At 53.0% G+C, this 13,964-nt stretch carries 14 protein-coding genes; 10 read left to right on the top strand and 4 right to left on the bottom strand.

Annotation, left to right across the window (positions count from 1 at the left end):
• The first annotated feature begins 279 nt into the window (after positions 1 to 279).
• Complete coding sequence (aas, locus tag OGY71_RS17865) at positions 280 to 2,439, top strand: bifunctional acyl-ACP--phospholipid O-acyltransferase/long-chain-fatty-acid--ACP ligase (RefSeq protein WP_286613512.1); 2,160 nt, start codon at positions 280 to 282, stop codon at positions 2,437 to 2,439.
• Complete coding sequence (lplT, locus tag OGY71_RS17860; protein ID WP_008785713.1) at positions 2,432 to 3,625, top strand: lysophospholipid transporter LplT; 1,194 nt, start codon at positions 2,432 to 2,434, stop codon at positions 3,623 to 3,625. Before aas ends, lplT begins: the two co-directional genes overlap by 8 nt.
• An 83-nt stretch (positions 3,626 to 3,708) precedes the next feature.
• Here the strand turns inward: lplT and OGY71_RS17855 are convergent, their stop codons facing one another.
• The 4 genes from OGY71_RS17855 to mutH all read right to left on the bottom strand — a co-directional run bounded on the left by OGY71_RS17855 (position 3,709) and on the right by mutH (position 6,703).
• On the bottom strand, positions 3,709 to 4,749 hold the full coding sequence (locus OGY71_RS17855; protein ID WP_003825597.1) for an NADP(H)-dependent aldo-keto reductase: 1,041 nt from the start codon (positions 4,747 to 4,749) through the stop codon (positions 3,709 to 3,711).
• A 106-nt stretch (positions 4,750 to 4,855) separates the two neighbouring features.
• On the bottom strand, positions 4,856 to 5,074 hold the full coding sequence (ygdR, locus tag OGY71_RS17850) for a lipoprotein YgdR (RefSeq protein ID WP_000758660.1): 219 nt from the start codon (positions 5,072 to 5,074) through the stop codon (positions 4,856 to 4,858).
• A 144-nt stretch (positions 5,075 to 5,218) separates the two neighbouring features.
• Complete coding sequence (locus OGY71_RS17845) at positions 5,219 to 5,932, bottom strand: TerC family protein (protein ID WP_003033961.1); 714 nt, start codon at positions 5,930 to 5,932, stop codon at positions 5,219 to 5,221.
• Between the two features lie 75 nt (positions 5,933 to 6,007).
• On the bottom strand, positions 6,008 to 6,703 hold the full coding sequence (gene mutH / locus OGY71_RS17840) for a DNA mismatch repair endonuclease MutH (RefSeq protein WP_286613511.1): 696 nt from the start codon (positions 6,701 to 6,703) through the stop codon (positions 6,008 to 6,010).
• Between the two features lie 684 nt (positions 6,704 to 7,387).
• Here mutH and rppH point away from each other — a divergent pair.
• The 8 genes from rppH (at position 7,388) to OGY71_RS17800 (ending at position 13,964) form a co-directional block, all read left to right on the top strand.
• Positions 7,388 to 7,918, top strand: a complete 531-nt coding sequence (rppH, locus tag OGY71_RS17835) for an RNA pyrophosphohydrolase (protein ID WP_003825602.1) — start codon at positions 7,388 to 7,390, stop codon at positions 7,916 to 7,918.
• A gap of 12 nt (positions 7,919 to 7,930) precedes the next feature.
• Positions 7,931 to 10,177: a phosphoenolpyruvate--protein phosphotransferase gene (gene ptsP / locus OGY71_RS17830; protein ID WP_003825604.1), complete on the top strand. Its 2,247-nt coding sequence runs from the start codon at positions 7,931 to 7,933 to the stop codon at positions 10,175 to 10,177.
• Positions 10,178 to 10,367: 190 nt separating this feature from the next.
• Complete coding sequence (gene lgt, locus OGY71_RS17825) at positions 10,368 to 11,243, top strand: prolipoprotein diacylglyceryl transferase (protein ID WP_003825606.1); 876 nt, start codon at positions 10,368 to 10,370, stop codon at positions 11,241 to 11,243.
• A gap of 6 nt (positions 11,244 to 11,249) precedes the next feature.
• Positions 11,250 to 12,044: a thymidylate synthase gene (gene thyA, locus OGY71_RS17820; protein ID WP_003033990.1), complete on the top strand. Its 795-nt coding sequence runs from the start codon at positions 11,250 to 11,252 to the stop codon at positions 12,042 to 12,044.
• A gap of 183 nt (positions 12,045 to 12,227) precedes the next feature.
• Entirely contained in the window at positions 12,228 to 12,698 is a 471-nt protein-coding gene (locus OGY71_RS17815) for a prepilin peptidase-dependent protein (protein WP_191222197.1), read from the top strand.
• The gene (locus OGY71_RS17810; protein WP_003825611.1) at positions 12,689 to 13,252 is read left to right on the top strand and encodes a prepilin peptidase-dependent protein; all 564 of its coding nucleotides are present in this window, start codon (positions 12,689 to 12,691) and stop codon (positions 13,250 to 13,252) included. The genes OGY71_RS17815 and OGY71_RS17810 overlap by 10 nt, the downstream gene beginning before the upstream one ends.
• Entirely contained in the window at positions 13,249 to 13,656 is a 408-nt protein-coding gene (locus OGY71_RS17805) for a DUF2509 family protein (RefSeq protein ID WP_003825615.1), read from the top strand. Before OGY71_RS17810 ends, OGY71_RS17805 begins: the two co-directional genes overlap by 4 nt.
• Positions 13,641 to 13,964, top strand: a complete 324-nt coding sequence (locus OGY71_RS17800) for a prepilin-type N-terminal cleavage/methylation domain-containing protein (protein WP_003825617.1) — start codon at positions 13,641 to 13,643, stop codon at positions 13,962 to 13,964. Before OGY71_RS17805 ends, OGY71_RS17800 begins: the two co-directional genes overlap by 16 nt.

Below are 13,964 nucleotides of genomic sequence, written 5' to 3'. Positions count from 1 at the left end.
ACAGTAACCGATAATTTACACAACTCGTTGCATTTGGGTTCATTCCTTTGCGTTTTCGCACTGGCGTATCTGGCTGCTGACGACCACAATCAAGATCCCAGAGGTATTGATTGGTGAGATTATTCGGTACGCACTTCGTACCTGTCTCTTGCACCAACCTGCGCGGATGCGCAGGTTTTTTTTCGGATTGTATTTACCAGTTACCTGTCGCGCCCATTCCCCAACTCGTATACTCTCCCACCATTGATGTTTATATAATTAATGGCACAGGGAGTTGAGATGCTATTTGGCTTTTTTCGTAATCTGTTTCGCGTGCTTTTCCGCGTTCGCGTCACGGGCGATGTCAGCGCGCTACAGGGAGAACGCGTTCTAATCACTCCCAACCATGTCTCATTTATAGACGGCATCCTGTTGGCGCTCTTTTTACCGATTCGTCCCGTCTTCGCTGTTTACACCTCTATCAGCCAGCAATGGTATATGCGCTGGCTAACTCCGCTGATTGATTTCGTACCGTTAGATCCAACTAAACCGATGTCGATTAAACATCTGGTTCGTCTGGTCGAACAGGGCCGTCCGGTGGTTATTTTCCCGGAAGGACGTATTTCGACCACTGGTTCGTTGATGAAAATTTATGACGGCGCGGGGTTTGTTGCCGCTAAGTCGGGGGCGACGGTCGTTCCTGTCCGCATTGAGGGCGCAGAACTTTCCCGCTTTAGCCGCCTGAAAGGTTTGGTTAAACAGCGACTCTTCCCGCGCATCCGCTTACACATTCTACCGCCGACTCAACTGCCGATGCCGGAAGCACCGCGTGCTCGCGATCGCCGCAAAATCGCCGGAGAGATGCTGCATCAAATTATGATGGAAGCACGCATGGCGGTTCGTCCGCGTGAAACGCTATACGAGTCGCTGTTGGCGGCGAAATACCGTTTTGGCGCGGGCAAAAACTGCATTGAAGATGTCAACTTTACCCCTGACAGCTACCGCAAGCTGCTGACAAAGACGCTCTTTGTGGCCCGTATTCTGGAAAAATACAGCGTCGAAGGTGAAAAAATCGGCCTGATGCTGCCAAACGCGGGGATCAGCGCGGCGGTTATTTTTGGCGCCATTGCGCGTCGACGCATTCCGGCCATGATGAACTACACCGCGGGCGTGAAAGGATTAACCAGCGCCATTACTGCGTCTGAAATCAAAACGATCTTCACATCCCGACAGTTTCTTGATAAAGGCAAACTCTGGCATTTACCGGAACAGCTCACCCAGGTGCGTTGGGTTTATCTGGAAGACTTAAAAGCTGATGTGACCTTCAGCGATAAGCTGTGGATTTTCTCACATCTGCTGGCACCTCATCTGGCGCAGGTGAAGCAACAGCCGGAAGACGCTGCGGTGATCCTCTTTACTTCTGGTTCAGAAGGCCATCCGAAAGGCGTGGTTCACAGTCATAAAAGCATTCTGGCGAACGTTGAGCAGATCAAAACGATTGCCGATTTCACCGCCGATGACCGTTTTATGTCGGCGCTGCCGCTGTTCCACTCCTTTGGCCTGACGGTGGGATTATTCACGCCGCTACTGACTGGCGCAGAAGTGTTTCTTTATCCCAGCCCGCTGCATTACCGCGTTGTGCCAGAGCTGGTATACGACCGGAACTGCACCGTGTTGTTTGGTACTTCAACGTTCCTCGGCAACTATGCGCGTTTTGCGCATCCGTACGATTTCCACCGCCTGCGCTATGTGGTGGCGGGAGCGGAAAAACTTCAGGACAGCACAAAGCAGCTGTGGCAGGAGAAATTTGGCCTGCGCGTTCTTGAAGGCTATGGCGTGACGGAATGTGCGCCGGTTGTGTCGATTAACGTACCAATGGCGGCAAAATCGGGAACGGTAGGGCGCATCTTGCCTGGTATGGATGCTCGACTGTTGGCCGTTCCGGGAATTGAGGACGGTGGGCGTTTACAGCTGAAAGGTCCTAATATTATGAGCGGTTATTTGCGCGTCGAAAAACCTGGCGTGCTGGAAGTGCCGACAGCAGAGAATGCGCAAGGTGAGATTGAGCGCGGCTGGTATGACACCGGAGACATCGTGCGCTTTGATGAAAACGGCTTTGTACAGATTCAGGGGCGCGCTAAGCGTTTCGCTAAAATTGCCGGAGAGATGGTTTCGCTGGAAATGGTTGAGCAACTTGCGTTGGCGGTATCTGCAGACAAAATGCACGCCACGGCGATCAAGAGTGATGCCAGCAAAGGTGAGGCGCTGGTGCTGTTCACTACCGATAGCGAACTTACGCGTGAAAAACTACAGCAGTATGCGCGGGCGCACGGCGTACCTGAACTCGCTGTACCGCGTGATATTCGCCACCTGAAGCAACTCCCATTACTCGGCAGCGGTAAGCCGGATTTTGTTACGCTGAAAAGCTGGGTCGATGAGCCGGAAAAACAACATGAGTGAGTCAGTGCACACTAACACTTCAATCTGGTCCAAAGGGATGATGTCCGTTATCGCCGCACAGTTTCTGTCGGCGTTTGGCGATAACGCGTTGCTGTTTGCTACGCTGGCGTTGCTGAAGGAGCAATTTTATCCGGACTGGAGTCAGCCGATCCTGCAAATGGTGTTTGTGGGCGCTTACATCCTTTTTGCCCCCTTTGTTGGACAGGTGGCGGATAGCTTTGCCAAAGGCAGAGTGATGATGTTCGCGAACGCTCTGAAATTGCTGGGCGCGGCGAGTATTTGCTTCGGCATTAATCCGTTTCTTGGGTATACGCTGGTGGGAATCGGCGCGGCGGCGTATTCACCAGCCAAGTATGGCATTCTCGGTGAACTGACTACCGGCGACAAACTGGTGAAGGCTAACGGCCTGATGGAAGCCTCCACCATTGCCGCGATTTTGCTCGGTTCTGTCGCCGGCGGCGTTCTGGCCGACTGGCACGTAATTGCCGCGCTTTCTGCCTGTGCCCTGGCCTATGCTGGCGCGGTGGTGGCTAACCTGTATATCCCGAAACTGGCCGCGGCTCGTCCTGGCCAGTCCTGGCATCTGGGGAAAATGACGCGCAGTTTCTTCTGTGCGGCTTCATCGTTGTGGCGCAACGGTGAAACACGCTTCTCGTTGGTGGGAACCAGCCTTTTTTGGGGCGCGGGCGTTACGCTGCGTTTTCTGCTGGTGCTGTGGGTCCCGGTGGCGCTCGGCATCACCGATAACGCAACGCCGACCTACCTCAATGCCATGGTAGCGATCGGGATTGTGGTCGGTGCGGGTGCGGCAGCGAAGCTGGTAACGCTGGAAACCGTTTCGCGCTGTATGCCTGCGGGGATCCTGATTGGCGTCGTGGTGCTGATTTTCTCTCTTCAACATTCGCTGCTTCCGGCCTACGCATTGCTGATGCTTATCGGCGTGTCGGGTGGCTTCTTTGTGGTGCCGCTGAATGCGTTGCTGCAGGAACGGGGTAAGAAAAGCGTCGGCGCAGGTAATGCGATAGCGGTACAAAACCTGGGTGAAAACAGCGCGATGCTGTTGATGCTCGGTATTTACTCACTGGCGGTGCTGGTGGGGATCCCGGCTGTTGCGATTGGTATTGGATTTGGTGCGCTGTTTGCGCTGGCGATTGCGGCGCTGTGGATTTGGCAGCGCCGCCATTAGTCTGTTGTATGCTGTTGCCGTATCAGGCCTACAGGGAAGTTGTCTGTAGGCCTGATAAGCGTAGCGCCATCAGGCGCTAACTGTTACGGTGCAGGATAGGTATACACCTGATGTACCGCTTCAATCTCTGCCAGTACTTCTTCGCTCAACTCCAGATGCAGACTTTCAACGTTGGTTTTTAGCTGCTCCATCGTCGTGGCGCCCAGCAAAGTGCTGGCGACAAACGGCTGACGACGCACGAATGCCAGCGCCATTTGCGCGGGATCCAGATTATGGCGTTTCGCGATATCCACATAGGCCGCAACGGCTTTCTGCGTCTGCTCGCCGCTGTAGCGCGTGAAACGGCTAAACAACGTATTGCGTGCACCGGCAGGTTTCGCGCCGTTCAGGTATTTCCCGGTTAACGTACCGAAGCCCAGGCAAGAGTAAGCCAGCAGCTCAACGCCTTCATACTGGCTCACTTCAGCCAGTCCAACCTCAAAGCTGCGGTTCAGCAGGCTGTAGGGGTTCTGGATGGTGGCGATGCGTGGCAGATCGTGTTTGTCCGCCAGGTGCAGATAGCGCATCACGCCAAACGCGGTTTCATTAGAAACGCCGATGTAGCGAATTTTCCCGGCGCGCTGAAACTCGGCCAGCGCGTCCAGGGTATCGAGAAGGGAAACGACTGGCGCGGAGTCTGTCCAGCTGTAGCCTAACTTACCAAAGCAGTTGGTCGGGCGCTGCGGCCAGTGAACCTGATACAGATCCAGATAATCGGTTTTCAGTCTTTTCAGGCTGTCGTGCAGCGCTTCACGGATATTTTTACGGTCCAGCGCCTGATTCGGTCGAATGCCGCTGTCGTTGTTACGTGATGGTCCGCTGACCTTAGAAGCAACGATCAGCTTTTCGCGGCTGCCGTGTTTGGCGAGCCAGTTACCTACGTAGGTTTCGGTGAGACCCTGGGTTTCAGGACGCGGCGGTACCGGATACATCTCGGCAACGTCGATCAAATTAATGCCCTGTGCTACGGCATAATCGAGCTGTGCATGTGCGTCGGCTTCGCTGTTTTGTTCACCAAACGTCATTGTGCCCAGCCCCAGTGTACTGACTTCCAGCGAGCTGTGGGGTATACGGTGATATTGCATAGCCGTTTCCTTTTTATAATCACGACATAAGGATTATAAAAATGGCTGAGGGAAGAGAAAAAGGGAAGTAAAATTGTTAAGGCCAGCGCGCTGCTGACCTCAACCATCAGCGTTCAATGATTTGAGACACATCATCGCGGTTAATCTGCATCGCATTGCCCTGCTGGTCGTGATAGCTCACCAGACCGGTATCATCGTCAATTTCTGGTTTTCCATCGGTCAGGATCATTCGACCATCTTTTGTCGCCATTACATAATCGCTGCTGCATCCGGAAACGGCAAAAGCCAGTCCTACGGCGGAAATCAAAACTGCCCATTTTTTCATCTGCTTATCCTCACATGGCCTGCGTCTGACAATAGTTTAGTAATAACGCGAAGTTGTGCAGGGTGAAAGCAGTAAAATCTTAAACTGTGAGAAGGGGTAGGTGTGGCTGGCATTCGCTCCCCTTGCGGGGAGCGATGGATTTCATCAGAGCGGATTTTTTTTATTACGCCAAAGGTTCAGGGTCTCTACCGCGATAGAGAAGAACATGGCGAAATAGATATATCCTTTCGGAACGTGGACGTCGAAACTTTCCAGAATTAGCGTAAAACCGACCAGAATCAGAAACGAGAGCGCCAGCATTTTTACCGAAGGGTGGCGATCGACAAACTCACCAATCGGGCGAGCAGCAAACATCATGACGCCTACGGCAATCACCACCGCCGCCATCATGATAAACAGATGATCGGACAAGCCTACCGCAGTAATCACGGAATCCAGACTGAAGATAATGTCTAACAACATGATCTGTACAATCGCACCCAGAAAAGAGGATACGCGAGTTTTCAGACCTTCTTCCTCACCTTCAATGGATTCGTGGATCTCTTTACTGGCTTTCCAGATCAGGAACAATCCCCCCAGCAGAAGGATCAGGTCGCGTGCTGATATCGCCTCGCCAAACAGCTCGAATAACGGGTTTGTCAGCCGCGTTACCCAGGCGATAGAAGCCAGCAGTGCCAGACGCATGATCATCGCCGCCGCCAGCCCAATACGTCGAGCATGATTGCGTTGCGCTGTCGGGAGTTTGGCTACAACCAGAGAAAGGAAAATAATATTGTCGATCCCAAGAACGATCTCCAGCAGCGTCAGCGTACCGAGCGCAAGCCAGGCGTTAGGATCGGTTATCCATGCAAATAACATCGAACAAAGTCCTGCCAAAAAAAAGAAGCGGTAATTATAGGCCCGTAACGCGGCGGGTGAAAGGCCGGACGGTGCCTATTGCGCCTGGAACAAGAAATGTCGCTCAAGCAATGCGCGGGTGAAGTTCTTTTTCAGGTAAAAGCCGCGTGGCAGGGTCAGGATGGGTTCGCCGTTGGCGCCAATGGCCTCGGTAAGCGCGCGGGCGTTGGCGGCTTTAGGACGCAGTTGCAGTACTTCCCCATGGCGAGCGGTGATGCGTTCGACATGACCTAACACAATCATGTCCATTAACTCTTCCCAGTCCAGACGCAATTGCCGGTCTTCTTCTTCATTCGGGCTCCACAGCAGGGGAGAGCCGACGCGGCGCTCAGCCAGAGGGATGCTGCGTTTGCCTTCTACCGGGATCCACAGAACACGTTTGAGTTTGTGCCGTACATGGCTGGTTTCCCAGGTGACGCCGGTATTGCCGGTTAACGGCGCCACACACACAAAGGTGGTTTCCAGCGGTCTGCCAAGACTGTCCACAGGGATCGTTTTCAGCTCCACGCCCAGCGCCGCAAAATCCTGCTCTGGTTTACTGCCCGCACTGGCACCGAGCCAGATTTCCAGCAGGACGCCAATCCAGCCTTTATCGCGCTTAAGATCCTTCGGCGTAATGATTCCCGCCATTGCCGCTAATTCTCCTAACGCGTAGCCCGAAAGCTGCCGTGCCTGGCTCAGCAACTGGGCTTCAGATTCAGGGGGAGAAAGCAACGGACGGAGTTCTGGCATCGGGTTAACCCTTAGGTGAAAAAATGAGCAGTGATTTTATACCGTATGGACAGAGTTTATCTTTTTCCACATGCTTTATTCAATTCTATGATTTATATTGGTTTTTAGATTCACGTTCGCAGAGTTGCGCAACAGCGAAGCGGGTTTTCCAATTCTGGTCACTGACAATGAACAGGATCTTACACCATGTTATCCACAGAAAGATGGGATAACTGTGAAAAACCCCCACTACTGTTTCAATTTACAGCCTTGACGTGCGACGAAAATCGAATTTTCACACAAATTGTGCCTAACTTATTGGCATAATCTGTGGATAAAACCAACGCTGGTCGATCTTTCATCAGAGTGAAGAACGTATGCGTGATGCACATCACATTTCTGTGTGTTTATCTGCGTGGATCGGTTTTAACTTTATGAATGTATAAGAGTATTTTTGATATGTGACGAATGTCTTATTCGGACTGTTCTGGGTTTTCCCATAGTAATTCCGTACTTCTTCACAACTATATCCACAGAAAAGGTGAATAAAATCGCCTTGCTTGCCCTTCTTCTGTTTATAACTCGGCCTTTAACTGTGAGTTATTCAATTGTTATTAGAATATCGCACCCTTAACAGAGTGGTTTACCGCCCCTCAGGAGTGTGAAACAATCGTTTGTATATAAGGTTTATGTTGAGGTAGTCCGGTGATTGATGACGATGGCTACCGCCCGAATGTAGGGATAGTAATTTGTAACCGCCAGGGGCAGGTCATGTGGGCCCGGCGATTTGGTCAGCACTCCTGGCAATTCCCACAAGGTGGGATCAATGCAGGAGAGACAGCAGAGCAGGCGATGTACCGGGAACTCTTTGAAGAAGTGGGTCTCAGTCGTAAAGATGTACGGATCCTTGCTTCTACTCGTAACTGGTTGCGTTACAAGTTACCGAAACGTTTGGTGCGTTGGGACACGAAGCCGGTTTGTATCGGCCAGAAACAAAAATGGTTTCTTCTGCAATTGGTCAGTAGCGATGCTGAAATCAATATGCAAACCAGCAGTACACCTGAGTTCGACGGCTGGCGCTGGGTGAGTTACTGGTATCCGGTTCGACAGGTGGTGTCATTTAAACGCGATGTCTATCGCAGGGTGATGAAAGAATTCGCAAGTGTTGTCATGGCGCTTCAGGAGAGCACTCCTAAACCGCAAAGCGCACCTGCGTACAGACGTAAAAGAGGTTAAGCTACGCAAATTATGCTCACCCGCCTGCGCGAAATAGTCGAAAAGGTGGCCAGTGCTCCGCGTCTGAACGAAGCGCTGAATATACTGGTTACCGACATCTGTCTTGCGATGGATACCGAGGTCTGCTCGGTCTATCTGGCCGATCACGATCGACGTTGTTATTACCTCATGGCGACCCGGGGACTAAAAAAACCACGTGGTCGCACTGTCGCACTCGCGTTTGATGAAGGTATCGTTGGCCTGGTTGGCAGGCTGGCGGAACCTATCAACCTCGCCGATGCGCAAAAACATCCCAGCTTTAAATACATTCCTTCGGTAAAAGAAGAGCGTTTTCGTGCATTCTTAGGCGTACCGATCATTCAGCGTCGCCAGCTTTTAGGTGTGCTGGTGGTGCAGCAGCGTGAGCTGCGTCAGTACGATGAAAGTGAAGAGTCTTTCCTCGTCACGCTCGCCACGCAAATGGCGGCCATACTTTCGCAGTCGCAGCTAAACGCGCTGTTCGGTCAATACCGTCAAACACGTATCCGTGCGCTGCCTGCCGCTCCCGGTGTGGCAATAGCCGAAGGTTGGCAGGATGCGACGCTGCCGTTGATGGAACAGGTCTACCAGGCTTCAACGCTGGATCCAGTGCTTGAACGCGAGCGACTGACTGGTGCGCTGGAAGAGGCGGCGAACGAATTCCGCCGCTACAGCAAGCGTTTTACCGCTGGGGCGCAGAAAGAAACGGCGGCGATCTTTGATCTTTACTCGCACTTGCTTTCCGATACCCGTCTGCGCCGCGAGCTGTTTGCGGAAGTGGATAACGGTTCGGTGGCCGAGTGGGCGGTTAAAACGATCATCGAAAAGTTTGCCGAACAGTTCGCCGCGCTGAGCGATAACTACCTCAAAGAGCGGGCCGGAGATTTACGCGCGCTGGGCCAGCGTCTGCTGTTCCACCTTGATGACTCTATCCAGGGGCCGAATGCCTGGCCGGAACGCTTTGTGCTGGTGGCGGATGAACTTTCAGCAACCACGCTGGCGGAGCTTCCTCAGGACCGGTTAGTTGGCGTGGTTGTCCGGGACGGCGCAGCCAACTCTCATGCGGCAATTATGGTGCGTGCGCTGGGTATCCCTACCGTTATGGGGGCCGATATCCAGCCGTCGGTGCTGCATCGCCGTACGCTGGTGGTGGACGGTTATCGCGGTGAACTGCTGGTCGATCCGGAACCGGTATTGATCCAGGAATACCAGCGTCTTATCAGTGAAGAAATTGAGCTGAGCCGCCTGGCGGAAGACGACGTCAACCAGCCAGCACAGCTGAAAAGCGGCGAGCGCGTGAAGGTGATGCTCAATGCGGGTCTCAGCCCGGAACATGAAGAAAAGCTGGGTAGCCGAATCGACGGCATTGGCCTCTATCGCACCGAAATCCCGTTCATGCTGCAAAGCGGATTTCCTTCGGAAGAAGAACAGGTTGCGCAGTATCAGGGGATGCTGCAAATGTTTAACGACAAGCCGGTGACCCTGCGTACGCTGGATGTCGGCGCCGATAAACAGCTGCCCTATATGCCGATCAGTGAAGAGAACCCGTGCCTTGGCTGGCGAGGGATCCGCATAACGCTCGATCAGCCGGAGATCTTTTTGATCCAGGTTCGCGCTATGCTGCGTGCGAATGCGGCAACCGGAAACCTGAGCATTTTGCTGCCGATGGTAACCAGCATCGATGAAGTGGACGAAGCGCGACGTTTGATTGAACGCGCCGGACGCGAAGTGGAGGAGATGATCGGTTACGAGATCCCGAAACCGCGCATTGGCATCATGTTGGAAGTTCCGTCGATGGTGTTCATGCTGCCGCATCTGACAAACCGGATAGACTTTATATCGGTCGGAACCAACGACCTTACCCAGTACATACTGGCCGTCGATCGTAACAACACACGGGTAGCCAGCATTTATGACAGCCTGCATCCGGGGATGTTGCGTGCGCTGGCGATGATTGCGCAGGAAGCCGAAAGAAGCGGTATCGATTTGCGCCTGTGTGGTGAAATGGCGGGCGACCCGATGTGCGTGGCTATTCTGATCGGTCTCGGTTTCCGTCATTTGTCGATGAACGGTCGTTCTGTCGCTCGCGTAAAATATCTGCTGCGTCATATCGATTTTGATGAGGCGCAAACGCTGGCGCAGCGCAGCCTGGAGGCACAGATGGCAACAGAAGTACGCCATCAGGTAGCGGCCTTCATGGAGCGTCGTGGCATGGGGGGCTTGATTCGCGGGGGATTGTAGGTCTGACAAGCGTAGCGCTATCAGGTATTACGGGGGATAGAGATTACCTATACAGATCTTTTACATCTTCCCGGCATCCGCTTCTAACCCCTTGTGCTATCATTCGCACCTTTGGAGCGCCTGCATTATGCAGGCGCGCTTATCAATTGCTGTCTGACTTCAGCGAAATAACAAGAACTTGTGGTGACAGATGACCAGTAGCTATCTGCATTTTCCGGATTTCGATCCGGTCATTTTCTCAATCGGACCCGTCGCGCTTCACTGGTACGGCTTAATGTATTTGGTGGGGTTTATTTTCGCGATGTGGCTGGCGACGCGCCGCGCGAATCGTCCGGGCAGTGGCTGGACCAAAAATGAAGTAGAAAACTTACTGTATGCGGGCTTCCTCGGGGTTTTCCTCGGTGGGCGTATTGGTTACGTACTGTTCTATAACTTCCCGTTATTCCTCGATAATCCCCTGTATCTGTTCCGCGTCTGGGACGGCGGTATGTCCTTCCACGGTGGACTTATCGGTGTGATCCTGGTGATGATTATCTTCGCCAAACGCACTAAGCGTTCGTTCTTCCAGGTTTCTGATTTCATTGCCCCGCTGATTCCGTTTGGCCTGGGTGCTGGGCGTCTGGGCAACTTTATCAACGGTGAGCTGTGGGGACGCGTTGACCCGAACTTCAAGTACGCCATGCTGTTCCCGGGCTCCCGTACCGAAGATATTTTACTGCTGCAAACTAACCCGCAATGGCAGTCTATTTTTGATACCTACGGCTCGCTGCCACGCCACGCCTCACAGCTTTATGAGATGGCGCTGGAAGGCGTTGTGCTGTTTATCATTCTGAACTTGTACATTCGCAAACCACGCCCGATGGGTTCGGTATCCGGTCTGTTCCTGATTGGTTATGGCGCGTTTCGTATTATTGTTGAATTCTTCCGCCAGCCGGATGCGCAGTTTACCGGCACCTGGGTACAGTACATCAGCATGGGGCAGATCCTCTCTATCCCGATGATTGTCGCAGGCATTATTATGATGGTTTGGGCGTACCGCCGCAGCCCACAGCAACACGTTTCCTGAGGAACCATGAAACAGTATTTAGAACTGATGCAAAAAGTGCTGGATGAAGGCACACAGAAAAACGACCGCACCGGAACCGGAACGCTTTCCATTTTTGGTCATCAGATGCGTTTTAATCTGCAGGAAGGGTTCCCGCTGGTTACGACTAAACGCTGCCATTTACGCTCGATCATTCATGAGTTGCTGTGGTTCTTGCAGGGCGATACTAACGTTGCCTACCTGCATGAAAACAACGTCTCAATCTGGGACGAATGGGCGGATGAAAATGGTAATTTAGGCCCGGTTTATGGCAAACAATGGCGCGCGTGGCCTACGCCAGATGGTCGCCATATCGACCAGATCACCACCGTGCTAAACCAGCTGAAAAATGATCCGGACTCTCGTCGCATCATCGTTTCCGCATGGAACGTCGGTGAGCTGGATAAAATGGCGCTGGCACCGTGCCATGCGTTCTTCCAGTTCTACGTGGCGGATGGCAAGCTCTCCTGCCAGCTGTATCAGCGTTCGTGCGATGTGTTCCTCGGCCTGCCGTTTAACATTGCCAGCTACGCTTTGCTGGTACACATGATGGCGCAGCAGTGCGATCTGGAAGTGGGTGATTTTGTCTGGACCGGCGGCGACACGCACCTGTACAGCAACCATATGGATCAAACGCATCTGCAGCTTAGCCGTGAACCTCGCGCGTTGCCGAAACTGGTTATCAAACGTAAGCCTGAATCAATCTTTGACTATCGCTTCGAAGACTTCGAAATTGAAGGCTACGATCCGCACCCGGGTATTAAAGCGCCGGTAGCTATATAACCTGTTTCAGGCTGTCACAACCGACGCCCATGTGCGTCGGTTTTTTTTGTCTCAAATCGCGTTTTTCGGCGTGGATTCCTGAAATATTGCAACGGCCTGTAACGCGCTAAATATTCCCCATAGCTCGCCGTAGAAACCGAATTTCCCGCTCGTTATTCATTTTCCTCACGCCATACTGGCGACATGAAAAAACAACAAGGTTACACGCTTCTCGAAACTCTGATTGCGATGCTGATTGTCGCGGCGCTTGGTGCATCTGGGCTGTATGGTTGGCAGCGCTGGCAGCAACAGCAGCGGCTGTGGCAGACAGCCTGCCAGGTGCGGGACTACCTGCTGCAACTGCGTGAAGATGCTAACTGGCGTAACCGCGATCACGTGATAAGCGTGATTCGGGATGGCACATCATGGTGTTTTGTCAGCTCTGCGGCTTCGCAAACCACGTGTCGACCCGTTTCGTCTTTGGTTTTTATACCGCCTTGGGATGACGTCGAAATGGCAGAGATAACACCTTCACTGGCCTTTTTTGGACTGCGCAATACGGCATGGGCCGGACATATACGCCTGAAAAATACGGCAGGGGAATGGCGCGTGGTGGTGTCTGGCTGGGGACGAATCAGGCTTTGCGAGCGCGATGAGGCCAGATTATGTCAGTAAACGAACGGGGATTTTCACTGCTGGAGATGCTCATTGCCATGGCGATTAGCAGTATTTTATTGCTTAGCTCAGCGCGATTTTTACCGGCGCTACAGCGAGAGATTCTGCGTAACACCCGCCAGTTAGTACTGGAAGATGAAATATGGCAGCGGGTCTACACCGTGGCGAAGCATCTTCAGCGGGCGGGGTATTGCCGGGGAAACTGTGTCGGAGAGGGACTGGTGATATCGGCTAAGGGAGACTGTGTTATTGCCCGCTGGGATGCCAACAGCAATGGCGTTTGGGAAAGCAGTCCCGTGAAAGAGGCTGATTCTATTGGGTTTCGTTTACAGGACAAGGTGTTGGAAACCGTGCGTGGAGCCACCGGCTGCACTGGCAAAGGATGGGAGAAAATGACCGATCCGGCCACGATGAAGATTGAGGCATTCCAGGTTGAAAGGCTGAATTTCAGCGGATATTCCCCGCTTCTTACGCTGCGTTTGCGTGGAGTGAGCAATGACCAACCACAAAAAGTTGTTGAAGCGATCTACAGCGTTACGGGATTCAACCTATGAACCGTGAGAGAGGCGTATCCTCTCTGACAATGGTCCTGTTGCTGCTGGTGCTCGGTAGTCTGCTGCTGCAAGGCGTTAGCAGACAGGAGGCCAGTTTTGCTGCGCGTGTGGTCACACAAAGTCAGGCGCTGCAGCGTCAGGCGGTAGTGCAATCCGCGATGGAATGGGGGCGTACGCAGCCCTGGCGCTTACAACCCGCCGTACAGTGTCGGCGCGTTCCTACGCAGGATGCCGCGGTTTGCCTGCGTCTGCTTACCAATAATTTTGTGCTGCTTATTGCCCACTATGAAGAGATATCGTTATGGCGTCAGGGGGCGGTTATTGATGGCAACATAGAATTCTCGGCGCGTGGCTGGAGCGATTTTTGTCCGCTAAAGGAGCAGACGTTATGCCAGATCCCCTGAACAGACAGCGTGGCTTTAGTCTGCCGGAAGTGATGCTGGCAATGGTACTAATGGTAATGATTGTGACCGCGTTGTCAGGATATCAGCGGGTGCTAATGAACAGCTTTATCATCAGAAACCAGTATCAGCAACTCTGGCGCCACGCCTGGCAGCAAACCCAGCTGTACCCGTTTTCATCGCCTGTGAACTGGCAGGTTAACCGAATGCAGACAACGAGAGCGGGATGTGTCAGCATCAACGTTATAATTTCTTCACCCCTCGGCAGGCAGGGTCAGATGACGCGTCTGCATTGCCCGAATCGTCAGTAG

Origin of the sequence: Citrobacter sp. Cpo109, assembly GCF_030332565.1 — a bacterium.
Taxonomy (GTDB): domain Bacteria; phylum Pseudomonadota; class Gammaproteobacteria; order Enterobacterales; family Enterobacteriaceae; genus Citrobacter; species Citrobacter portucalensis.
This window is presented reverse-complemented; position numbering and strand designations above follow the sequence as displayed.

Bases quoted from the DNA above. Each gene is read 5' to 3' on its own strand.
- aas (WP_286613512.1), top strand. From the start codon at position 280: ATGCTATTTGGCTTTTTTCGTAATCTGTTTCGCGTGCTTTTCCGCGTT.
- lplT (WP_008785713.1), top strand. From the start codon at position 2,432: ATGAGTGAGTCAGTGCACACTAACACTTCAATCTGGTCCAAAGGGATG.
- OGY71_RS17855 (WP_003825597.1), bottom strand. From the start codon at position 4,749: ATGCAATATCACCGTATACCCCACAGCTCGCTGGAAGTCAGTACACTG.
- ygdR (WP_000758660.1), bottom strand. From the start codon at position 5,074: ATGAAAAAATGGGCAGTTTTGATTTCCGCCGTAGGACTGGCTTTTGCC.
- OGY71_RS17845 (WP_003033961.1), bottom strand. From the start codon at position 5,932: ATGTTATTTGCATGGATAACCGATCCTAACGCCTGGCTTGCGCTCGGT.
- mutH (WP_286613511.1), bottom strand. From the start codon at position 6,703: ATGCCAGAACTCCGTCCGTTGCTTTCTCCCCCTGAATCTGAAGCCCAG.
- ptsP (WP_003825604.1), top strand. From the start codon at position 7,931: ATGCTCACCCGCCTGCGCGAAATAGTCGAAAAGGTGGCCAGTGCTCCG.
- lgt (WP_003825606.1), top strand. From the start codon at position 10,368: ATGACCAGTAGCTATCTGCATTTTCCGGATTTCGATCCGGTCATTTTC.
- thyA (WP_003033990.1), top strand. From the start codon at position 11,250: ATGAAACAGTATTTAGAACTGATGCAAAAAGTGCTGGATGAAGGCACA.
- OGY71_RS17815 (WP_191222197.1), top strand. From the start codon at position 12,228: ATGAAAAAACAACAAGGTTACACGCTTCTCGAAACTCTGATTGCGATG.
- OGY71_RS17810 (WP_003825611.1), top strand. From the start codon at position 12,689: ATGTCAGTAAACGAACGGGGATTTTCACTGCTGGAGATGCTCATTGCC.
- OGY71_RS17805 (WP_003825615.1), top strand. From the start codon at position 13,249: ATGAACCGTGAGAGAGGCGTATCCTCTCTGACAATGGTCCTGTTGCTG.
- OGY71_RS17800 (WP_003825617.1), top strand. From the start codon at position 13,641: ATGCCAGATCCCCTGAACAGACAGCGTGGCTTTAGTCTGCCGGAAGTG.